General features: G+C 39.4%; 20 protein-coding genes. 17 read left to right on the top strand and 3 right to left on the bottom strand.

What is annotated here, in order from left to right:
• Positions 1-14 precede the first annotated feature (14 nt).
• The 4 genes from QCD85_RS13850 (at position 15) to QCD85_RS13865 (ending at position 5,667) form a co-directional block, all read left to right on the top strand.
• Positions 15-761: an amino acid ABC transporter ATP-binding protein gene (locus QCD85_RS13850; protein ID WP_273614551.1), complete on the top strand. Its 747-nt coding sequence runs from the start codon at positions 15-17 to the stop codon at positions 759-761.
• 27 nt (positions 762-788) lie between these two features.
• Entirely contained in the window at positions 789-1,214 is a 426-nt protein-coding gene (locus QCD85_RS13855) for an OsmC family protein (RefSeq protein ID WP_274171195.1), read from the top strand.
• A 205-nt stretch (positions 1,215-1,419) separates the two neighbouring features.
• On the top strand, positions 1,420-4,884 hold the full coding sequence (locus tag QCD85_RS13860; RefSeq protein WP_301262976.1) for a PAS domain S-box protein: 3,465 nt from the start codon (positions 1,420-1,422) through the stop codon (positions 4,882-4,884).
• A gap of 12 nt (positions 4,885-4,896) precedes the next feature.
• Positions 4,897-5,667, top strand: a complete 771-nt coding sequence (locus QCD85_RS13865) for an NAD-dependent epimerase/dehydratase family protein (protein ID WP_273614553.1) — start codon at positions 4,897-4,899, stop codon at positions 5,665-5,667.
• A 105-nt stretch (positions 5,668-5,772) separates the two neighbouring features.
• Here the strand turns inward: QCD85_RS13865 and QCD85_RS13870 are convergent, their stop codons facing one another.
• Positions 5,773-7,380, bottom strand: a complete 1,608-nt coding sequence (locus QCD85_RS13870) for a methyl-accepting chemotaxis protein (RefSeq protein ID WP_367317650.1) — start codon at positions 7,378-7,380, stop codon at positions 5,773-5,775.
• Between the two features lie 232 nt (positions 7,381-7,612).
• On the opposite strand from QCD85_RS13870, the gene QCD85_RS13875 reads away from it, so the two are divergent.
• Both QCD85_RS13875 and QCD85_RS13880 read left to right on the top strand, forming a co-directional pair.
• Entirely contained in the window at positions 7,613-7,894 is a 282-nt protein-coding gene (locus QCD85_RS13875; RefSeq protein WP_273614555.1) for a GNAT family N-acetyltransferase, read from the top strand.
• Between the two features lie 109 nt (positions 7,895-8,003).
• Complete coding sequence (locus QCD85_RS13880; RefSeq protein ID WP_273614556.1) at positions 8,004-8,570, top strand: DUF420 domain-containing protein; 567 nt, start codon at positions 8,004-8,006, stop codon at positions 8,568-8,570.
• Positions 8,571-8,672: 102 nt separating this feature from the next.
• Here the strand turns inward: QCD85_RS13880 and QCD85_RS13885 are convergent, their stop codons facing one another.
• Positions 8,673-8,975: a hypothetical protein gene (locus QCD85_RS13885; protein WP_273614557.1), complete on the bottom strand. Its 303-nt coding sequence runs from the start codon at positions 8,973-8,975 to the stop codon at positions 8,673-8,675.
• A 611-nt stretch (positions 8,976-9,586) separates the two neighbouring features.
• Between QCD85_RS13885 and QCD85_RS13890 the strand changes: the two genes are divergently transcribed.
• Together QCD85_RS13890 and QCD85_RS13895 are read left to right on the top strand one after the other, a co-directional pair.
• On the top strand, positions 9,587-10,378 hold the full coding sequence (locus tag QCD85_RS13890) for a formate/nitrite transporter family protein (protein WP_273614558.1): 792 nt from the start codon (positions 9,587-9,589) through the stop codon (positions 10,376-10,378).
• A gap of 185 nt (positions 10,379-10,563) precedes the next feature.
• Positions 10,564-11,109 (top strand): glutathione peroxidase, encoded by a 546-nt coding sequence (locus tag QCD85_RS13895; RefSeq protein ID WP_273614559.1) that lies wholly within the window; start codon positions 10,564-10,566, stop codon positions 11,107-11,109.
• A gap of 265 nt (positions 11,110-11,374) precedes the next feature.
• Here the strand turns inward: QCD85_RS13895 and QCD85_RS13900 are convergent, their stop codons facing one another.
• The gene (locus QCD85_RS13900; RefSeq protein ID WP_204826389.1) at positions 11,375-11,533 is read right to left on the bottom strand and encodes a hypothetical protein; all 159 of its coding nucleotides are present in this window, start codon (positions 11,531-11,533) and stop codon (positions 11,375-11,377) included.
• A 282-nt stretch (positions 11,534-11,815) separates the two neighbouring features.
• Between QCD85_RS13900 and QCD85_RS13905 the strand changes: the two genes are divergently transcribed.
• From QCD85_RS13905 to QCD85_RS13945, 9 genes are all read left to right on the top strand, one after another.
• Positions 11,816-12,649, top strand: coding sequence for a sensor histidine kinase (locus tag QCD85_RS13905; RefSeq protein ID WP_273614560.1), 834 nt, complete (start codon positions 11,816-11,818; stop codon positions 12,647-12,649).
• Positions 12,642-13,304: a response regulator gene (locus QCD85_RS13910; protein WP_204826391.1), complete on the top strand. Its 663-nt coding sequence runs from the start codon at positions 12,642-12,644 to the stop codon at positions 13,302-13,304. Before QCD85_RS13905 ends, QCD85_RS13910 begins: the two co-directional genes overlap by 8 nt.
• A gap of 187 nt (positions 13,305-13,491) precedes the next feature.
• Positions 13,492-15,174 (top strand): copper resistance CopC/CopD family protein, encoded by a 1,683-nt coding sequence (locus QCD85_RS13915; RefSeq protein ID WP_301262978.1) that lies wholly within the window; start codon positions 13,492-13,494, stop codon positions 15,172-15,174.
• 63 nt (positions 15,175-15,237) lie between these two features.
• The gene (locus QCD85_RS13920; protein WP_301262979.1) at positions 15,238-16,005 is read left to right on the top strand and encodes a YcnI family copper-binding membrane protein; all 768 of its coding nucleotides are present in this window, start codon (positions 15,238-15,240) and stop codon (positions 16,003-16,005) included.
• A 230-nt stretch (positions 16,006-16,235) separates the two neighbouring features.
• On the top strand, positions 16,236-17,768 hold the full coding sequence (gene abgT, locus QCD85_RS13925; RefSeq protein ID WP_301262980.1) for a p-aminobenzoyl-glutamate transporter: 1,533 nt from the start codon (positions 16,236-16,238) through the stop codon (positions 17,766-17,768).
• 69 nt (positions 17,769-17,837) lie between these two features.
• The gene (locus QCD85_RS13930) at positions 17,838-19,097 is read left to right on the top strand and encodes an amidohydrolase (protein WP_301262981.1); all 1,260 of its coding nucleotides are present in this window, start codon (positions 17,838-17,840) and stop codon (positions 19,095-19,097) included.
• Positions 19,098-19,180: 83 nt separating this feature from the next.
• On the top strand, positions 19,181-20,542 hold the full coding sequence (locus tag QCD85_RS13935; RefSeq protein ID WP_301262982.1) for a hypothetical protein: 1,362 nt from the start codon (positions 19,181-19,183) through the stop codon (positions 20,540-20,542).
• A gap of 13 nt (positions 20,543-20,555) precedes the next feature.
• Positions 20,556-20,903 carry a hypothetical protein gene (locus tag QCD85_RS13940; RefSeq protein ID WP_273614567.1) on the top strand — a complete coding sequence of 116 codons (348 nt, stop codon included), beginning with the start codon at positions 20,556-20,558 and terminating at the stop codon, positions 20,901-20,903.
• Positions 20,904-20,907: 4 nt separating this feature from the next.
• Positions 20,908-22,311, top strand: a complete 1,404-nt coding sequence (locus QCD85_RS13945) for a M20 family metallopeptidase (RefSeq protein WP_301262983.1) — start codon at positions 20,908-20,910, stop codon at positions 22,309-22,311.
• Positions 22,312-22,369 lie beyond the last annotated feature (58 nt).

Below are 22,369 nucleotides of genomic sequence, written 5' to 3' on the forward strand. Positions count from 1 at the left end.
GTGAGGGAAGTATTATGATCCAAACTCGTGGATTGTCCAAAACATTTGGTACACATCAAGTATTACATGAGATAGATCTGGATGTACAAGCAGGCGAAATTGTTGTACTGCTAGGCCCCAGCGGTTCAGGAAAAAGTACATTACTGCGTTGTCTAAACGGATTAGAAGATCTAAGCGCAGGTTCGATAGAAGTGAACAGTATTCAAGTAACTAGCACGATGAAGCTGAAAGAACGTCAGCACAAAATGCTCCAAATTCGTAGACAGACAGGTATGGTATTTCAACAATTTAATTTGTATCCTCACAAAACAGCACTTGGAAATGTAACTGAATCTCTCCGAATGGTCAAAAAGCTAGAAGCGACTCATGCTCGGCATGTCGGCGAACGAGTATTGGATCGAGTAGGTTTATTGGAAAAGAAAGATCAATATCCTTCAAGGCTTTCAGGAGGGCAACAACAACGTGTCGGTATTGCTCGTGCATTAGCGATGGAGCCAGACATTATTTTATTTGATGAACCAACATCGGCACTTGATCCAGAATTGGTAGGAGAAGTGTTGGATGTTATGAAATCTCTAGCGCAAGAAGGAATGACGATGATTGTTGTTACCCATGAGATGAAATTTGCCCGTCAGGTGGCGAATAAAGTGATTTTTATGGATGAGGGACGCATTATCGAGCAGTCTGATCCTGAATCTTTTTTTGAACGACCTGTAACAGAAAGAGCGCAACGTTTCCTTAGTAAAGTGATGGATTATTAATATAATATACGAAAGCAGGTAGAGATCATGAACGTAACTACAGTATGGAATGGTAAAAGAGCATTTGAAGCAGTAGGTCCTTCCGGTTATCCAATCGGTATGGATGCTACAGCAGCGTATGGTGGCGATGGTAAAGGCGCAACACCGATGGAATTATTGCTTGCGGGTCTAGCAGGATGTATCGGTATTGATATTACAATGATTTTAGATGCGTTTTTGCATAATATTAATAAAATTGAGATCGAAACGGAAGGTACGCGCAAAGAAGCTATGCCTAAAGGATTTACTGCGATCGATCTTATTTTCAAAGTAGATGGAGATATTCCAGATTATCGTGTGTGGAAAGCGATTCAAATGGGCAAAGAAAAGTATTGTGCTGTCTCTGATTCACTAAGTGCAGATATTCATTATCGTCTGATTTTGAATGGTGAAGAAGTAGTACAACCTGCTTAATAGTAAAGAGATATCTTGTTGCTTATACAAGATATCTCTTTTTTTATATCATAAGCGTGATCTTGAATCGGAATAAGTGAAAAATTATACATAATAAAGATAGTCAACGACTATTCGTTAAACGCATTAAAGGGTAGTTTATACATATGAAAGCTTTCCGAGTCTCAATTGCGAAAGTGCGTACGGCAACATGGAGGGGAATACAGTGATTAACCATTCAGAACAAAATCAATTGATTTATGAACATATATATCGTATGTCTCCTTTTGGGATTGCTGTTATTTCACCTAAAGATGGAGCTTGGTTACAGGTGAACCCTGCTTTTTGTAAAATGCTTGGTTACTCTGAAAAAGAAATGTGCCGGATGCGTGAAGAAAATATTACTTGTTTGGAAGATCAATTCCAAATCGGATATCAAAGTATATATGCACAAATGAAAGAAAACCAATCCGAACAATATCATACAGAACATCGGTATTTGCACAAAAAAGGTCATTTAATCTGGACTTCTATCGATATTTCGATTATTTATGATATGCAGCATCAACCTTTATATTATATTGCTCAATTTCAGGATATTACTTCGCAAAAAGAACATGAGATGATTATTGCGGAGAATGAAGATTTATATACTTTAATTACTGAGAATGCGCGCGATTTGATTTCATATAGTACGCCGGATGGGATATTGCGTTATGTATCAGATTCATTTTATGCTGTGCTAGGCTATCATCCTGAAGAAATGATCGGGCAAGATCGAATGCAATATTATCATCCTGATGATGCATTACAAATGAAAAATAGTGGGAATACGTATCTAGAATGGGGTACGATGACCCGTCGTCTTAAACATAAAAAAGGTCATTATTTGTGGTTTGAGATTTTATTTCAAGTAGTACGCAATGATCAAGGAGAGATCGAGAAAGTTCTAGGTGTTGGACGTGATGTGAATGAACGCAAAAAGAATGAAGATCGATTGGTTGAAGCTCAGCGCATCGCGCATATTGGAGCATGGGACTGGGATATTTCGAATGGCTCCTTTAGTTTTGCAGAAGAAACAAGACGTTTGTTTGGATATGCGTTTAGAGCGGAAGAGCCTTATAGCGAAGATATTTTGAAAATGATCCATCCTGAAGATCTACCGGATTTCCGTAAAGCGATTCGTTACACGATGCTTACTGGTGAAGGTGGCGAACATATTTACCGGATTATTTTAGCCGATGGTACGATGAAATATTTGCAGTCTCACTGGAGTGCAGCACTTGATGATCGAGGTCAACCGATTCATATTATTGGGATGACTCAGGATATTACAGAGCGCACACGTATGGAAGAACGTCTCAAAGATAGTGAACGTAATTATCGCTTGATCTCAGAGCAATCGCTAGATTTTATATCACGTAATTCTGTAGAAGATACTACGTATCTGTATTGTTCTCCAGCTTGTTATTCTATTCTGGGTTATCAGCCGGATGAGTTAGAAGGAACACCGGCGATAGAGTATATTCATCCTGATGATGTAAGTGATATCAAACAGTATATGACCCTGAATCTGCAAGGAGAACAGCCTCAACCGATTACGTATCGTCAGCGCCACAAATCAGGTAGCTACGTATGGATGGAGTTGTCCGGTCGCTATGTATACGATGAACATGGCAATATTCAAGAGATGGTGTCGATCGCGCGTGATATTAATGAGCGCAGACAGGCGGCTTTGTTAATTGAAGAAAGCGAACAACGGTACAAATCGTTATTTGAATATAATCCAGCAGGGGTATTTTCATTTGATGTGAATGGACGTTATACCACTGTTAATTCTAATATGGAAAAATTACTAGAACGTACAGAAGCCGAACTGATCGGTATGCCTTTTGAACCGCTGGTCGCTCCTGAAAATATTTATGATACAGCGGAACATTTTGAACTGGCTTTAAAAGGAAAACCGCAGACATATGAATCTCAGATTATTTTGAAAAATGGAGATCGGCGCGCTATCAGTCTGGTGAATGTGCCGATTGTGGTAGATAAGCAAATTGTAGGTGTCTACGGTATAGCGACAGATATTACTGAAATGAGAAGGTATATTGAACAGATCGAGAAATTGAGCAATGAGTATACACTGATTCTAAATTCAGTCTCTGAAGGTATCTTCGGTCTGGACAATGAAGGCGTTGCTACCTTTATTAATCCGGCGGCAACGCGGATGTTAGGCTTCCATGCACGTGAGTTGATTGGTAAACATCTGCTGGATATGTTCCAGCTAGCTCATCCAGATGGAGGGCCGTATGTAGCAAAAGAAAATCCGATCTATGTTGCTCTATTAGAAGGTTGTTTTCATGAAGAACAGGAAGCGATTTTCTGGCGTAAAGATGGTTCCAGCTTTCTCGTATCGTACCGTATTACACCGATCTGGGATCGAGGTAAGCGCAAAGGTGCTGTTATTGTATTTAATGATATTACGAATGAAAAGCAGATTATTCGTGCCAAAGAATTAGCGGAACGTGCCGATCGTGCGAAGTCTGAATTTTTGGCTATTATGAGTCATGAGATTCGGACACCGATGAATGGGATTATAGGGATGACAGGCTTGCTAGCAGATACACCACTGGATGAAGAACAATTGAGCTATACCGAAATTATTAAAGACAGCAGTGATGCATTACTGCATATTCTGAATGAGATTTTAGATTTCAGTAAAATAGAAGCCGGTAAAATGGTGCTGGATCATGAACCGATTGATCTAGTGATGTTAGTCGATAGTGTACTGGATCTATTCACTTCTCGCGCTGCTGAAAAAGATATTCAGTTAACTTATCATGTCGATAACCGCGTACCTGCTTCAGTCGTCGGCGATGCGTCTCGCTTGCGACAAGTGTTGGTTAACTTGGTTAGTAATGCGATTAAATTTACCGATCAAGGAAGTGTACGATTGTCGATTTCGCTATTAGATATGCGCTCGACAGGAGAATGTATTTTGGAGTTTGAGATCAAAGATACCGGAATCGGTATATCTTCTGACAAACAGGATAAACTGTTCCAATCGTTTTCTCAGCTTCATCCTGCCATCAACCGTAAGTATGGAGGAACAGGTCTAGGTCTAGCTATTTGTAAAAAGCTGATCGAGCTGATGGGTGGTTCGATCGATGTAGATAGTGAAGAAGGGCAAGGAGCAACATTCCGTTTTGTAGTTCCTTTCAAACCATTTGAAGAACCGAAAGCTATTGAAGCTATAGGGACAAATAGCGAACAGCAGAACCGTTATATGATGCCTGAATTTAAGTATGGCCCTTTACGGATTCTACTGGCAGAAGATCATCCCGTTAATCAGAAATTAATGGTAGAGATTCTGAAAAAGATTGGTTATCAAGCAGATGTAGCGAATAATGGACGTGAAGCATTATCGGCGGCTATCGCTCATCCTTACGATATTATATTTATGGATATACAAATGCCTGAGATGGATGGTATTGAAGCTACACGTAATATCCGGGAGCGTCTAACCGAACAAGAGCAACCGGTGATTATTGCGGTGACTGCTTTTGCACGAATGGAAGATCGTCAAATGTGTTTGGACGCAGGTATGCAAGACTTTATTAGTAAACCATTACGCTTTCCCGATATTGATCGTGCATTACAACAATATGCTAAATATATTCAGCAATCCGAATAAAGGAGGAGTCACATGAAGCGCAAACTATTAATAACAGGCGCAAGTGGTGTGATTGGGAAGAGTCTTTATCAAGGGTTACAACAAGAATATGATGTACTGGCAACAGATATTGAAGGCGATACAGCACAAGGGATACAACCATTAGATATTACTGATGCAGAGCAAATCAAACAAAAAACGGTAGGGATTGATACGATATTGCATATAGCCTGGCAAAAAGATGAAGATGACTTTTTGGGCGTGGCTTTACCTGTCAATGTAACCGGTGCTTATCATTTGTTTGAAGCCGCCAAACAAAATGGCGTTAAACGGATTATTTTCGCAAGTTCGAATCATTCTACAGGCTTCTATCAAGTAGGAGAAACGATAGATGTAAATGATCCGTATCGCCCTGATAGTATTTATGGGTTGAGTAAATGTTATATTGAATTGTTAGGGCGTTTGTATAGCGATCAAAATCATCTTTCTTCTTTCAATATTCGTATTGGGAATTTTCCTGGTGATGATCGACCTCATTCAGAACGTGCTACCCATATCTGGATCTCTGAACGTGATCTACTTCAGTTGGTGAAATGTTGTATAGAAGCACCAGCAGAGCGCAAATATATGAATCTGTACGGTACATCAGCGAATACAGATAATTATTATAATATTGATTATTTAGCAGAAGAGATTGGTTATCGTCCTCAAGATGATGCTACCGAAGTATTGGCTGCTGAGAATCAAAAGAAAGAACAACTTCCGCAAGATGAGACATTATTTCAAGGTGGTCAAGAAGGATAATCATCATAAAGAACAACAACAAAAGCCAGTTGTCTTCGTATCTGATATGTATTCAGACTTGAAGATGACTGGCTTTTGTATAGTATTGCGGATATTAATGATTGATTATACTTTGAACACAGAAGCAGCAGTATTAAGCTCTTCGGCTAATTGGGCTAACGAGTGAGAAGTAGCGGCTGTTTCTTCAGAAGCGGCAGCAGATTCTTGACTGGCTGCGGCAATTGATTCTACAGCAAACATAACTTCATTAGCTTGAGCAGCTTCTTCTTCGCAAGCCGCCGCAATTTCATTGACTTTAATAGCAGAGTCGTTTACTACATTCACAATTTTTTGGAATGCTTCTTCAGTATGAGCAGATTGAGTTACACTGTGAGTCACTGCTTTGACACTGGACTGCGTATTTTTTTGCATCACTTTGATAATCGTAGCAATTTGCTTGGTAGCATCAATACTACGTTCAGCTAATTTACGCACTTCGTCGGCAACAACAGCGAATCCTTTCCCTTGATCACCTGCACGAGCAGCTTCAATAGCGGCATTTAGTGCAAGTAGATTCGTCTGATTCGCAATATCGTCGATAACACTAATGATTTCACCGATACGCTGAGAATCATCTTCTAATTTATTCATAGAATTACTGACTTCATTCATCGACACTTTAGACTCGCTGACAATTTGTTTGCCTTGTTCAGCCATATCTACTGTAAGGTTAGATAATTCAGCCGCACCGCTTGCACTTACAGCCACAGAATCAATAGCCGCAGAGAGCTCTTTAAACAATTCGGTAATCATTGAAGCAGATTCAGCTTGCGTATTGCTGGTGTTCGCAATCTGCTCTGTACTTGCTGATATTTCTTGTGAAGAAGCCGCTACATTTTCTGAAGATAAAGTAATCCGTTCGATCAATTGGCGTAGATTGGTAGCCATCGTGTGAACCGATGTAGATAACTGTCCAACTTCATCTTTATTTTTATTTTCCAAACTTTCACTAAGATCGCCTTTAGCATACTTGGAGATTAAATCCGTAAGCTTACGTAGTGGAGAAGAAATACTGCGCGAGATTATAGAACCTAGCAAAATACTAAATAACGTAACCAGAATCAGAGAAATAATAGTGATTTTGACACAAGCAACATAGCTGTCTTCAATCTCTTGACTGGCTTGTTGAGCAAGATTCGAATTGTTATCGATCATTACGGCGATGGCATCAGCCACCTGATCGCCTACAGGTTTTAGTGTGTTGTCTTTGTAGTTGTTAAAAACAGTTAGATTATTAGCCTGTGCTAATCGTGTAGCTTCTTCGTATAAGACTAAGTAATCTTTGTATGTTTGATTAAATTTATCCAGATTCGCTTTTTCTTTTTCAGTAGTGATTGAATTGCCATATGTTTGAGCCAAACTTTCCATATTCGTCTGGAAATCTTTCATTTTGGTCAGTAAGGCTAATTTTTTCTCGGTTGTCTGTGCTGTACTCACATCCCGCACAGCTACACGCAATCGCTGATAATAGACTTCGATTTGCGATAAATCTTTTACTGCTACGAGATTATGGCTATACATATTCTTAGCTTTGTTGTTCAGATCTTTTAAATTTTGCAAACTGTATAATCCGAAACTAACAAAGATTAAGGTAATAATTAAAAAAGCAGAGATAATTTTTGTTGCCGTCCTCAAATTCCGAAACCACTGCATACCCAAACCTCCCAAATGCATAATGTAAACATGATATATATTTCGACACTATATGATAATTCTTAATAGGAAATTAAAACTTTTGTACCAAAAATTAAAAAAAATAAATATTTTTAATACATTTTCTTCATATTTCCACATTATGTCGTTGATAGCAGACTTGTTTCTGGATCAGGAATAAAGGGGATAAAACTATAAGAAGTATTCATTTAAAATATATTTGCAGGTTCATGCAAAAAAGGAGATTATACGAATGGAAAAAGTAATCGAGACAGAACAAGGGTTAGCATTGCAAATAGATGGTGAGACGAAAGCTGAAATAGGATTTAGTGATTATGATGAGCAATCGATAAGTATCGATCATACTTTTGTGTCTGAAGAATTACGCGGGCAAAAAGTAGGTCAAGACCTGGTGAAAAGAGCAGTCGATATCGCTCGCAAGCAAGGAAAAACAGTTGTCCCTGCTTGTTCTTATGCATTAGCATTATTCAAACGCAATAAAGATTATCACGATATCTGGCGTAAAGACGTATAAAATCCAAACAACCTCAAAATGTTCAAACTGTTGTCACCAAAGGGCTTACCCTCAACTCCAATATAAAACTATAATGAGAGTATGAACTTGAAAGATGGGGAGCGTCTGCATGGATAAAAATACACAGCCTAATGTGGCAACACCAAAAACGAATAAAAACTTTGCCGGAATTATTATTACTGTATCCGTTATTGCTAACGTTATTATTTTGTTGTTATTTTTCTCACCAGCAATAGGTTACAAAGGTACAGTTGATTTTGATATTACGTTATTGCCACGAATGAATGCGATCTTTAACAGCTTTACCTTTATTTTTCTAGTAGCAGCTTTAATAGCGATTTTGAGAAAAAATATTAAAGTCCATCGCGGCTTTATTTTAGCGGCTTTTTCATCGACATTGTTATTTCTAGTCACTTATCTAACGTTTCATTATCTATCACCAGAAACCGCTAAATTTGGTGGCGTAGGTATTGTGCGTCCTATTTATTTCTTTATCCTGATTACACATAGTTTCTTAGCTGCGATTATTGTACCGCTTGCTTTGTTTGCTCTGGTATGGGGATGGACGATGCAGATTGCAAAACACAAAAAAATTGTACGTTGGACAATGCCAATCTGGTTATATGTAAGTTCTACAGGTGTTATCGTATATCTCATGATGGCACCGTATTATTGATCACTTTGGATAACTGAACACAACAAAAAGAACCGCAGCGATCCGGGCTGCGGTTCTTTTTGTATAGAAAAATAATGATAAATTTATTGTAAAAGCTGTATCTTATACAATACCGTCTTTGTAATTGTTCTGCCAGTGTTTGTCGCCTTTGTGTGTGAAGTCTTCTACTGTTCTTTCCAATGTTTCTACCAATTGTGCTTTGATCTCAGCGATTGTATCACGATATACGCGTTCTTCGTTACCGTTGATTTTGTCACCGTAGATTGCTAGAGAAGCTGTATATTGGCGGTGTTTTTCAACCAATTCATCAATAGATTCTAATGCGTGCTCTACATACCGAGTGATAGATTGTTGGTCTTTTGGAAGCATATCACGAAGTTGTTGTACTTTACTTGTGTTTGTCATTTTCGGTCACCTCTTATTATTAATTGTAAATTTACATTAACACTTTTTCACATTAATTACCTTAAATTCGGATTAAATTTTGACAAATTTATGAACGAACTATAACGACAGTCCAATAAAGTGTTGATACATAAGGGAAAAAATATATATATGATCAAGACCTTTGAATTAGGTTAAAGGTCATTGTTTACTGAAAAATGATGTGTCCAATATGTGTCTGTTAATGTCTATACTATCATTTCGGTAGAATTATTTTCAAATGTTATAGCAAATACTACTTTAGTCACAATTTGTCGATAAATAGGAACTATGTCCTACTTAATTTCCTATAGCTGTAAATTTACTATTTTTTCTAGTACTATTCTAGTATAAATCTTTATACACAGTATAAATTTACATATAAATCTATGATATACATTATAACCTCTTTTCCAAATAATTAACCTGTGATACAGTAACGGTCAGATTGTCTATAACTAAAAACACATCGCAAAAGGGGACGTCTTGTAGCAAAAAGACCTATTCAACATCAGAACAATGGTGTAAAGAAGATTATAATGTCTATGATCAACAGCACATCGAACAAATTCTAATAACGAGGACGGTGAATTATGGAAGTACAATCACTACGACAGGTCGAAAAGTTAGCACTTGAAAAAAATCGGATCTACAAACAAAGCAAGCTTCGTTATTTATCGCGTTCGATGCTTGCCAGTATGTTTATCGGATTTGGCGTTATTGTCGCATTCAAAACAGGGAACTTCTTTTATGCAGTTGAATCTCCTATGGCGTACCCGATGGCTGCGTTAACGTTCGGAGCGGCGATCATATTGATCTCTTATGGCGGTGGAGACTTATTTACAGGAGATACCTTCTACTACTCCTACGCGGCGATACGGCGTAAGCTGAAGTGGTTAGATGTGATCAGGATGTGGATCACAAGTTATTTTGGGAATATACTCGGGGCATGTGCATTTGCGTTGCTGATTTTTTTAACAGGATTATATGCAGATCATTCGGTCAATGCTTTTCTGTTAAATGTTGTTCAGCACAAAATGGAAGCGCCTACGATGCAATTGTTTTTCCGCGCTATTTTGTGTAACTGGCTTGTCTGTCTGGCTTTCTTTATTCCGATGGGCTTGAAAGGCGATGGCGCCAAACTATTTGCTATGATGTTATTCGTATTTTGTTTCTTTATTTCGGGATATGAGCACAGTATCGCGAATATGTGTACATTTGCGATTGCTCTAGTAGTCGATCATCCATCTACTATTAATTTTGCAGGGGTTATTCATAATCTTATTCCGGTAACACTCGGGAATTTGATCGGCGGAGCGATCTTTATGTCGACGATGTACTATTATGTTAATAAGCCATTTATGGATGAAGAACACGAGGCATAAATCAATCAAATACTGATAAAAGACCAGCCATGATCATCATGTGGCTGGTCTTTTATCAGTATAGTCTTAAAGAACTAAAAATATTTTTAAATTTTAATGAATGTGTGTTTATTCGACAAAATATTGGTTATAATTATATAGTAGTGAGACTTATTACACGTGTCCAACACAAAGGGAGAGCCAACATGAGTGTTTATCAATTTTCTGCAAGAGCTATGAATGGTAAAGAAGTATCATTAGAAGAATATAAAGATCAAGTTATCTTAGTCGTAAATACAGCAAGTCAATGTGGTTTTACATTCCAATATGAAGATTTACAAAAGTTGTATGATCGTTATAAAGAAAAAGGTTTAGTGATTTTAGGCTTTCCTTGTAACCAATTTGCAGATCAAGAGCCTGATGGTAATGATAAAGTAGAAGCATTTTGTATGTTGAATTACGGTGTATCGTTCCCAATGTTCCAAAAAGTAGATGTGCGTGATCAAAATGCTCATCCATTGTTCAAGTATTTGGTAGAACAGAAGTCATTTGAAGGATTTAATATGAATCATTCGGTATCTAAATTGATGGTACAATTGCTGAACGAGAAGCATCCAGAATATTTGCCAGGCGATTCAATCAAATGGAACTTTACTAAATTCCTAATCGATCGTAACGGTGAAGTGGTTAAACGTTTTGAATCGACAACTGATCCTTTGGATATGGAAGAAGATATCGAAGCACTGTTATAAAATTGTAATCCACTATAATGTAAGCTATAAATATAAACGACATGATCAATGAATTGAATATATAGTAAAAGCCTGGCAGGATTTTGTCCTAGCAGGCTTTTTTTGTGCATAAAAAAACCGACATCTTCACATATGAAGTATCGGTTTGAGGAACAGATTGTGGTGATAGATTCAACCATTCCAATCTTCCTTATATATAGTATAACAAGATCATTCATATGATCTTTATTCTCAGTAAAAAGGATACTTTTTGATTCTTAACAAACTATGCGCGTGTTCTAGAAGGAGTCTGGCTATGTTTCATATATTCTAATTTACGAATAATTTCTTTTTGCCATTTAAGATCGCCAATACGTACGGCAAGGTTGAGAAGATCCAGATAATCATCTACTTGTAGTGAAGTCTTCTGTGTCATTACGTTCATCGAGATTCCGGCTCCTTTGAAGTTAAAATAGGTTACTGTGCTCCATCAACATCTATATTATCATTTCATTATCAGTTGACTAGGAATGATAATCATTATCATAAATTTATTGTAAACATTAATACAGTCAATTGCAAATGAATTATTCAATTTTTATTAAAAATAAGTATATATTTCGATATGTTCACATGATGTCCATACGTGAGATATGTCATAATCCTTTGCAAACACGTACAATAGTGATCGCAAAGATCAATTTTTACGTAAGTAAAGGAGAGTTATATGTCGTATACCAAAATTAAATGGATCATTTTATTTTTACCTACAGTAACGATTGGCTTATGGGAATATATTCGTCATCAATTTCTAATGCCGTATCTCTCGATGGAAGTGGGTAATTGGTTATCACCGGTTATTATTTATGTGGTCAGTGTTACTTTGCTACGGCAATTATTTGATATGTTAGAAAATACGCGTGCAGCGCTCGATCAAGAGCGGATCGTCAAAGGAAAATTGGAAGAACGTCAGTTGCTTGCTGGAGAACTGCATGATGGAGTAGCTCAATCTTTGTTTTTACTCGGCGTAAAGTTAGATCGAGCGAAACGGATGTATGATGATCCACATGTACAAGAAACGCTTAACGATATCAGTCGCACAGTAAGTGAAGCCAATCACGATGTACGACAAGCGATTGCTGATCTGAAGCATGTTCCTCGTAGTGGAGCAACAGAAGAAGTGTCACTTGCTTATCGTGTCTGGGAAATGATTCCGTTAGCTGGTGTAAAAACAGAATTAGATTGGAAGTTAGACGATCAATATATCCAACCTGAAGAACAAGCAGAACTATTAGCTTGTATAAGAGAAGGGTTATTGAATATTCACAAACATGCGCATGCTCAGCAGGTCTGGATACATAGTGAAGGCAACGAGAATGGCTGGCAGATTGTGATTGAAGATGATGGAGAAGGATTTCATGAACAGTCTTTGCAATTGCCCGGTCGATTTGGCTTGAAAATTACGGCTGAACGTGCACAGTGGAGAGGATGGGCATTTGCTTTGCAACGTCAACAAGAGCGAACTTTATTTATCATCAAAGGAGGTAATCGTGATGAATAGTGTACGTGTCTTAATCGTCGATGATCATGCTCATGCACGCGAAGCAACGCGTGTAATTTTGTCTGAAGATCCAATGTTCAATATTGTAGGTACAGCGACAAGCGGTCAGGAAGCATTGGAGTTCACCGAGCAATGGATGCCTGATCTGATTTTGATGGATATTTCAATGAAAGGGATGGATGGGTTAGAAACGACTCGTCTGATTAAACTTAGATTTCCTTATATCAAAATTATTATGATGACTGTATCCGATGATGCCGCCCATCTATTCGAAGCGATTAAGCAAGGCGCACAAGGATATATTCTCAAAAGCTTACCACCTTCAATGTGGTTGGAATATTTGCGTAGTGTTGTGCTGGATGAAGCAGGGCTTAGTCAAGAGATTGCACTGCGTATTCTGCAACAGTTCCCATCGACCAAAGCGCAAAATGATCCGGTAGCGAACACTTTAACACCACGTGAAAGAGAAATTTTGCACTGGGTATCGTCAGGGCTGACCAATCGAGATATTGCGGCAGAGCTTAATATTTCAGAGCAAACGGTCAAAAATCATCTCAAAAATTTACTACACAAATTGCAATTAGAAAATCGAGTACAATTGACAAGATATGCGATTGAGCATGGATTAGCGTCAGATCAGCTCTATCGTCCATAATCTTTTCAAATTTAAGCCATATTTGTAACAGATATAGCCCTATATAGTCATGTTCAGAATGTACTCACTTCGATACTATAGAGATTGTGATTGCACAAAACGGACTTCATAGAAGGCATCTCACATAAAGTAGGTGAATCATATTTATCATACATCATTTTATTTTTCGATAACCAAGCGGAGATTGTTGTTACCTGTATTGCTAGTCCTTTTGAGTATTTGTAGTGGATTATCCTTTCCACAAAGTACTTCGGCTCATTCGTATGTGCAACAATCTTTCCCTGCTCAAAATGAAGTGCTAGACAAAGCACCTGACAAAATCACATTATTATTCAATGAATCGATACAGCCTGCGTATTATCAGATTGTATTGATGGATTCGTCCGGTCAAAAAATAGACGGAGTCAAAGCTGTTATTGATAGTAAAAATGCAGCTCTATTAGAAGCAAACATTCCGGTAAAGCTTGCTGATGATATTTACAATATTTCATGGAAAGCGGTCTCAGGAGATGGACATCCTGTAGAAGGCGGAATTGTTTTTCAAGTCGGAGACGGTGCTGGCAAAAAAATGTCAGATGCACCAACTACACTACCAGATAGTAAATCGGTCAATCCATTATTGATTGTAATGCGGTGGTTACAATATACCGGTCAATCATTAGTATTAGGATTGATTGCCTTATCACTATTTTTATTACCGGCTCGCTTACGTACATCTGAAGCAACAACATGGATGCGTCAGCGTCGATATGCGTTATTTTTATGGATAGGGATGGCACTAACAGTGATTGCGTTATTGGTTCAATTGCCACTACGCATCGCCTGGAATGCAGATATTCCGGTTATGCAGACTACAACAGAATTAGGAAATACATTCCGTGAAACGACTTTCGGTCAGGTATGGTTGATCCAAATGATCACCGCTGTACTGATCGTCATTCTGATAGCTTTGTATGTGCATAGCAAGCTTGCAACTGCTGCGAAGCGTACTATCGGAATGATTGCAATTGCTTTGATGATTGTACAATTACTCGCCAAATCACTGGATGGACATGCTTATGCAGAACCGTATGCAGGCATTGCGATTGCGGCTGATTTTATCCATTTGGTCTCGGCTCTAGTATGGAATGGTGCACTGGTAGCGATGGCGGTATTTGTACCGCGTATTGTAGCTCCTTTTACAGGAGAAGAACGCAAAACAGTATATTGGAGTATTGTGCGCCGCTTCTCATGGTGGGCGATTATATCGGTAGCGGCTTTATTGGTTACTGGTATTTATGGAAGTATTATTTATCTGCCTAATCTGATGGCGCTGTTCAATACCGCTTATGGGTTGACACTACTTGCAAAAATGTTGTTATTCCTTGTAATGGCGGCATTCGGTGCCATGAATTATGTCAAAGGAAGACAGCAAAAAGAAGAACTTGGCAAAGACTTGATGTGGGAAGTGTTAACTGGCTTTGTGATCTTGATGCTAGCGGCGGCGCTGGTGCATCTTTCTCCTCAAGCCGCTCCGATCAGTAATGGAGCGACACCGAAGCAGACCGTACAGACACAAGAAGTCGATGGATATGAGATTAAATTAGAGGTTCCTCAAGCGCAGATGGGTAGCAATAATTTTATCGTATCTGTTAAAAACAAAAATGAAGCCAAACCTGTAGATGTCGAACAAATTACATTAACGATGAATCATATGGACATGGCGATGGCTCCTACTGAAATTCTACTTACAGCCAGTGACGGCAAAGATGGAGTCTATCAGAAAACAGGTATGGTGAGTATGAATGGTAACTGGCATGTCAAAGTTCATATTTTGACCAAGTCGTTAGATACGATTGATACTGAATTTACACTACGGATTGGCCAATAAGCTGTGGTACAACAGGCAGATTATATTATGCCTGTATGATATATAAAAAAGGGAGTATGACGAATGAAAAAAAACTCGGTATTTACCAAAATGATCACAATCGGTTCAGCAGTTATGGTCGCAGGATTACTAACATTTAGCAGTATTGCAAGTGCGCATGTTACTGTCAAACCTGCTCAATCGATGCCTTCCGCCTGGGAAACGTATACGATCAAAGTACCTTCTGAAAAAGATTTGCCAACGACTAAAGTAACATTAAAAGTACCGGAAAACTTATCTTTCAAACAATATCAGCCTGTACCAGGTTGGAAAACAACAACTGAAAAAAATGATGCTGGTGAAATTACATCGATCACTTGGGAAGCAGAAAGTGGCGGGATTGAAGCAGGTCAATTTCAACAGTTCGTATTTGTAGGTGAAAATCCAGCTAAAGATGGCGAATTAGCATGGGATGCGTACCAATACTATAGCGATGGTAGCGTAGTTGAATGGACAGGCAAAGAAGGTAGCGAACTTCCGCATTCGATTACTACGATTACAGAAAATGCAGCTACAACAACACCTGCCGCTCCAACAACTGACGGACACGATACAGCAACAACCGAAGATACTGCGACAGCTACAGATGAAGCGGCTGGAACAGATACTACAACGGAAAGCACACCAGCGACAGGCACAACAACAGATACTGCGGCTTCAAATGATATGAACACGATGCCGATGGAACAACCGGCTAGCAGTAATGGTCTACAAGTAACGACATTGATTATTTCGATTATTGCCTTAATATTAGGCGGAGTTGCTGTAATGAATTCACGCAAACGTAAATAAAAACGTACCATAAAAAGACATTTTATCATCTAAAGCCAAAAAGATTGAGAACTTAGCTGTCATTGTTCTTGATCTTTTTGGCTTTTTTTATGCAGAAAAACTCATTTTTATAAAAAAAATTAATATTTTTGTTAAAAAACCTTACATATCTATTGTATCCTGTGCATATTTTTTTTATACTGCATTAAACGAAAATGTCGTATTATGATCTTAAAATGGAGGGAATGCTAGTGAGTCAAACACCAGTACAATCGCCGTCAAGTCCAGGAAAAATATTTACATGGGTCGAGAAGATCGGTAATAAAATTCCTAATCCATTTTTACTGTTTGTGTATTTGATCATTATTTTGATGTTAGCGACAGCTATTTTGTCGTGGTTGCATGTGTCGGTAAAAGATCCGACGAATGGAGAATCGGTTGTTGTCAAAAACTTGCTTAGTGCAGAAGGCATTCAGTGGATTCTACCTAATATCATCAAAAATTTTAGCGGATTTACGCCTTTAGGTTCGATTCTGGCGCTGGTATTAGGAGCAGGATTAGCAGAAAAAGTAGGGCTGTTACAAGCGTTAATGTTGAAAATGGCGTCTCGCGTCAGTGCCAAGTATGCCAGTTATATGGTGTTGTTTATCGCCTTTTTCAGTCACATTTCTTCAGATGCAGCGTTAGTGATTATGCCTCCACTGGGAGCGCTGATGTTCCTAGCAGTAGGTCGTCATCCGATTGCAGGCTTGATGGCGGCTATAGCAGGCGTAGGTTCTGGATTTACAGCGAATTTACTGGTGGTGACGACAGATGTATTGCTATCTGGAATCAGTACAGAAGCGGCCAAAGCAGTGAACAGCACGATTAGTGTCAGTGTATTGGACAACTGGTTTTTTATGGCGACATCGGTTATTGTGCTGACGATTACAGGAGCAATCGTTACCGATAAATTTGTAGAACCTCGATTGCCTAAATATCAAGGAACCGATCAAGACAAGATGGAAGCTTTGACACCTATTCAAAATAAAGGTCTACTTGCAAGTGGTATAGCGGCAATTGTATTTATTGGTGTGATGTTATTATTGATTTTGCCTAGCAACGGTATTCTTCGAAATCCAGAAACAGGTTCGATTGTGCCTTCGCCATTTATGTCTGGTATTGTGCCAATTATTATTATTTTCTTTTTTGTGGTTGCTGTTACTTATGGTGTTGTAACCAAGCAGATTCGTAATCAAGGCGATATTCCACTGTTGTTGATTGATCCGATGAAAGGCATGGCTGGCTTTATTGTGATGGTCTTTCCACTATCTCAATTCGTGGCTCTCTTCAACTGGAGTAATATGGGGAAATTTATTGCCTTAGGATTAACTGATATATTAGAAAAAACAAATATGACAGGCATGCCTGCTTTTCTAGGATTGATGTTCTTGTCTGCTCTACTATGTATGTTTATCGCCAGTGGATCAGCGATCTGGTCGATTCTGGCACCTGTATTTGTACCGATGTTTATGTTGCTCGGTTATCATCCAGCATTTGCGCAAATGATCTTCCGTATCGCTGATTCGTCAGTAATTCCTTTCGCTCCAATGTCACCATTCCTTCCATTGTTTTTAGGCTTTTTACAGCGATATCAGAAAAATGCACGTTTAGGCACATATTATTCACTTATTTTACCGTATCCGATTGTTTTCCTGATCGTCTGGTCGTTGATGTTGATTGTCTGGTATATGTTAGGGCTTCCGATTGGCCCGGGTGTTTATCCGCGATTAGCTGATTCATAAACAAACGATTAGATCGATTAGTATATGCTTCAAATATAAGATGTACATTTAACAAGGAGATGAACTTGCATGTTAAACATCATTGAATTACGCCGAGATTTGCATCAACATCCTGAATTAGGATTTACCGAATATCGTACAGCTTCGATTGTTGTACAGACTTTAAAATCGTTAGGTTATGACGTGATCTACGGGCAAGATGCGATTGATGGAGACAGTCGGCGCGGATTACCTAGCGACAAAGTACTGGAAGAATCGTATCAACGTGCACTAGAACATGGCGTTGATCCCGATATTGTAGATAATATGCGTGGTGGATATACGGCGGTCGTCGGTACTTTAACAGGAAAGCGTTCAGGGCCGACACTGGCTTTTCGTTTTGATATGGATGCACTGCCTATTGTAGAAAGTAAAGACGATGATCATTTTCCACAACAACATACATTTGTCTCGCATTTTCCAGGGAATATGCACGCTTGCGCGCATGATGGTCATACAACGATCGGACTGGGTGTTGCAGAAGCGTTAAGCCAGCAAGAGTTCGCGGGAACGATCAAGTTGATTTTTCAGCCAGCCGAAGAAGGAGTACGCGGTGCTTATGCTATGGTCGAAAAAGGGATATTGGACGATGTGGATTATCTATTTTGCGCTCATCTGGGTTGTGAAGTGCCTACCGGTCAATTGCATGGAGGAACAACAGGGTATCTAGCAACGACCAAATTAGCAGCCCATTTTCAAGGAGTAGCTTCGCATGCAGGAGCAACACCGGAAAAAGGACGGAATGCACTGCTTGGAGCGGCAACTGCTTTGCTTAATATTCATAGTATTCCACGATACAGCACAGGAGATACACGAATCAATGTAGGGGTACTGGAAGGCGGTACAGCAGCCAATATTATTCCTGAACATGCGCGTATGATTATCGAGACTCGCTCTGAATCCGAAGAGGTGAATAGTGAGCTTGAACAACGTGTGCGTACGATTATTGAACATAGCGCAGGCATGCATGGATTGGAGTATGACGTTGAAGTAGTAGGTGGAGCTATACCGATTACTTGCGATGAAGATATGATACAAATTGCCCGAGAAGAAGCGGTCGGTATCGAAGGTGTGCATACAATTCCTGAAGAAAGTGCTTATTCTACTGGTAGTGAAGATGCCAGTTATATGTTACGACGTGTGCAAGAGAATGGCGGTAAAGCGACTTATATGATTATAGGCGGCAGTAATCCTGCTCCGCATCATCATCCGAAGTTTGATGTTGAAGAAGCGGCATTACCGATCGGAATCGAATGGTTCCGCCGAATCGCGATGCGTATTCTGCGTTAAAATCGTCCAAGCTTCTTTTGCCCATAGAACTTGATATAATAAGAAGTAACGTATATTCAAGTGTGAGGACAAAGGAGAAGATGATGACGTATCGATTCGGTATCGTGGGGCCACTCCCATCTGTAGAACGTATTTTAAATCTGACCCGGGATCTAGCGGACGATGTAGAATTTGTGGCGATGGTCTATAATCATCCACGAGAAATTCCACAAATCTTAGAACAGTATCGTTCCACAGTCAAAGGCTGGTTATTTTCTGGGCCTATTCCGTTATCAGTTGCAAGCCCTTTTTTGAAAGAACATGAATTAACAGCCTATTGTAAGCCTGCTGGTTCAGGATTATACAAAGCTTTATTACAAATGAATATGGATTATCATATTCGGGATCACCGCTATTCGGTCGATATTATTCGTTCAGAAGACTTGGATATGCACGAGTCTTTTGCTGAAGCAGGATTGCCGATCGACCAAGTGTATCTCAATATATTTGAAGGCTCGGATGAACCGGAGACATTAATTCAATTTCATATGGATAAATGGAAAAGCGGGCAAAGTGTAGCGGCATTAACCTGTATGCATTTTGTCTATGCTGCTCTGCAAGAACAAGAAGTTCCGGTGTATCGTTTGACGACAAGTTCGCAAGATATTCGGCAAGCCGCCAAGCTACTGATTCAGCAAGCGAGAAGTTCTTATTTTAAAGATACTCAGATTGGGATTCATATGATCGAAGCCGATCTACTTAATCATCGCTCGCTAACCGAATCCACTTCGTATGGATTGCAGTATGCTGAATTACGGATTAAAACCGTACTTTTGCAATTATGTGAACATATGGATGGTGTGCTGGTGGACAAAGGAAATGGACGCTACCAGATATTTAGCACACGCGGAGCGATTGAACGTGAATTATCGAGACTGCATCATAGTATCCAGCAGATTGCTTTGGAGATTGAAGTGGAAGTGTCTGTAGGAATAGGATATGGAGACACAGCGTTAGCCGCGGAGAATCATGCGCTACGTGCTCTTCAGCAAAGTAAACAACAAGAATCGTCTTCACACATTATTATTGTGCAAGATAACGGTGTGATTCGTGAAGCGGTAGGGCAGATCGAAGAATGGAGTTATAGTTCTCGTTCTCTAGATCGAGCATTATTGTCTCAATTGAACGAAGCTAATATCAGTGTCAAAACGTACAAAAAAATCGAAGCACTGACACAGCGGATGAACTGGGATGGCTTCACAACCGCTCAACTTGCTCAACATTTGTCTATGACTGTGCGTAATGCCCAACGGATTATGAGTAGCCTTTGTCACATTCATCTTGCCGAGGTAGAAGGCGAGGAGCTACAAGCGCTACGAGGGAGACCACGCAAAATTTACCGTTTAACTCAAGTGCACGGTTCTGCTGAAACATCACTTGAACAAACAAACCACAGTCTAGATTAAAGGGGGAGTCATGTTGGATAAGAAGCTTATTTCATTTAGTAACGGGATCAAATTATATTACATTATCGTAGCGGCTGTCTGGGTTTTTCTGATGATTCGCAAATCAAATCTGATGACACAGGGTGCGAGTACTGCTCAGCAACAATCGTTGTATGTAGCAGTAATAACAGTGGGGATTTTGGCTATCGTGCCTGCTCTGATTCTGGCATGGAGAGGATTGTATCGCTGGATAAGCAAAGCACCTGATGTGACTGTGCCTATGCGTCGGTTTCTTTTAATTATCAGTATTCCGATGTTACTCGTGATCGGTTATATGGTGGAATTGATTCTTATTATGATTTTTGTAGGCTTAGGAGGATAATATTATGATCAATACCGATACGATTCATCGCTCTATTGATGATCGTCAACACAAATGGACAGCGATTAGTGATCAGATCTGGGAATATGCAGAGACTCGTTTTGAAGAAAAGCAATCTGCTGAATTGTTATGCCTTGCTCTAGAGAACGAAGGATTCCATGTGGAGCGTGGAAGTGGCGGTATTGAGACTGCATTTATAGCCAGTTATGGAAGTGGTCAACCTGTGATCGCTTTGTTAGGGGAATACGATGCATTATCCGGACTTAGTCAGCAATCAGCTAGTGCAACTGAACAAGCGATCGTGGCAGGTGGCAATGGTCATGGATGTGGTCATAATCTGCTTGGAACAGGTGCATTAGCGGCGGCGGTTGCTGTTAAAGATTATATGGAGCAACATGGATTAGCCGGGACGGTTCGTTATTACGGTTGTCCTGCGGAAGAAGGCGGCTCTGGCAAAACATTTATGGCGCGCGAAGGGTTATTTGACGATGTGGACAGTGCAGTCACATGGCATCCTATGGATTATCATAGTGTGATGTCGGTTCATACGCTGGCGAACTTTCAGATTTATTATAAATTTAAAGGCAAAAGCGCTCATGCCGCTGCAAGTCCGCATCTAGGAAGAAGTGCGCTTGATGCGGTAGAACTGATGAATATTGGTGTGAATTACTTGCGAGAACATATTATTCAAGAAGCTCGTATTCATTATGCAGTGACTCATACCGGTGGTTTATCACCTAATGTGGTACAAGCGAATGCAGAAGTGCTGTATCTGATTCGTGCGCCTCATGTACGAGAAGCCGCTGATATTATGGAAAGGGTTCATGATATCGCTAAAGGCGCGGCGTTGATGACAGGTACAGAAGTAGAGATTGTATTTGATAAAGCATGTTCAAATATTATTCCGAATACCACGCTAGAACAGGTTGTGTATGACCAATTTGCTCAATTTCCGATTCCGGAACATACGTCAGAAGAATTAGCATTGGCTACTGCGGTGCAAAATACATTAACAGCGCAAGAAAAAAAGGGCAGTCCACATCTGCCTGCCACTCTTCAAGGTAAAGTGTTAGCAGATCATGTGAATCCATATCTGCATGGACTCATGTTATACGGATCAACCGATGTATCAGATGTAAGCTGGATTACGCCTACAGTGCAGTGTACAACCGCTTGCTTTGCGATTGGTACGATGCCTCATAGTTGGCAATGGGTTACGTTAGGAGCAACTTCTATTGCTCATAAAGGTATGTTATATGCCAGTAAAATTATGGCGGCTACTGCTATTGAAATTATGCAAAATCCTCAGTTACGTCAAACTGCACAAGCAGAACTGAAAGAGCGATTGCAAGGCGAGACGTATATATGTCCGATTCCAGCAGATGTTGTTCCTTCTGCGACCAAATAAAATCAGCAAGATCAAAAGCAAAAAGCTATTTATTTAGAGTATACATATACTCGTGATA

This window comes from Paenibacillus sp. PsM32 (assembly GCF_030433815.1).
Classification (GTDB): Bacteria; Bacillota; Bacilli; order Paenibacillales; family Paenibacillaceae; genus Saccharibacillus; species Saccharibacillus kyungheensis.

Coding starts and splice junctions, on each gene's coding strand:
- QCD85_RS13850 (WP_273614551.1), top strand. CDS start 15: ATGATCCAAACTCGTGGATTGTCCAAAACATTTGGTACACATCAAGTA.
- QCD85_RS13855 (WP_274171195.1), top strand. CDS start 789: ATGAACGTAACTACAGTATGGAATGGTAAAAGAGCATTTGAAGCAGTA.
- QCD85_RS13865 (WP_273614553.1), top strand. CDS start 4,897: ATGAAGCGCAAACTATTAATAACAGGCGCAAGTGGTGTGATTGGGAAG.
- QCD85_RS13870 (WP_367317650.1), bottom strand. CDS start 7,380: ATGCATTTGGGAGGTTTGGGTATGCAGTGGTTTCGGAATTTGAGGACG.
- QCD85_RS13875 (WP_273614555.1), top strand. CDS start 7,613: ATGGAAAAAGTAATCGAGACAGAACAAGGGTTAGCATTGCAAATAGAT.
- QCD85_RS13880 (WP_273614556.1), top strand. CDS start 8,004: ATGGATAAAAATACACAGCCTAATGTGGCAACACCAAAAACGAATAAA.
- QCD85_RS13885 (WP_273614557.1), bottom strand. CDS start 8,975: ATGACAAACACAAGTAAAGTACAACAACTTCGTGATATGCTTCCAAAA.
- QCD85_RS13890 (WP_273614558.1), top strand. CDS start 9,587: ATGGAAGTACAATCACTACGACAGGTCGAAAAGTTAGCACTTGAAAAA.
- QCD85_RS13895 (WP_273614559.1), top strand. CDS start 10,564: ATGAGTGTTTATCAATTTTCTGCAAGAGCTATGAATGGTAAAGAAGTA.
- QCD85_RS13900 (WP_204826389.1), bottom strand. CDS start 11,533: ATGAACGTAATGACACAGAAGACTTCACTACAAGTAGATGATTATCTG.
- QCD85_RS13905 (WP_273614560.1), top strand. CDS start 11,816: ATGTCGTATACCAAAATTAAATGGATCATTTTATTTTTACCTACAGTA.
- QCD85_RS13910 (WP_204826391.1), top strand. CDS start 12,642: ATGAATAGTGTACGTGTCTTAATCGTCGATGATCATGCTCATGCACGC.
- QCD85_RS13920 (WP_301262979.1), top strand. CDS start 15,238: ATGAAAAAAAACTCGGTATTTACCAAAATGATCACAATCGGTTCAGCA.
- QCD85_RS13930 (WP_301262981.1), top strand. CDS start 17,838: ATGTTAAACATCATTGAATTACGCCGAGATTTGCATCAACATCCTGAA.
- QCD85_RS13935 (WP_301262982.1), top strand. CDS start 19,181: ATGACGTATCGATTCGGTATCGTGGGGCCACTCCCATCTGTAGAACGT.
- QCD85_RS13945 (WP_301262983.1), top strand. CDS start 20,908: ATGATCAATACCGATACGATTCATCGCTCTATTGATGATCGTCAACAC.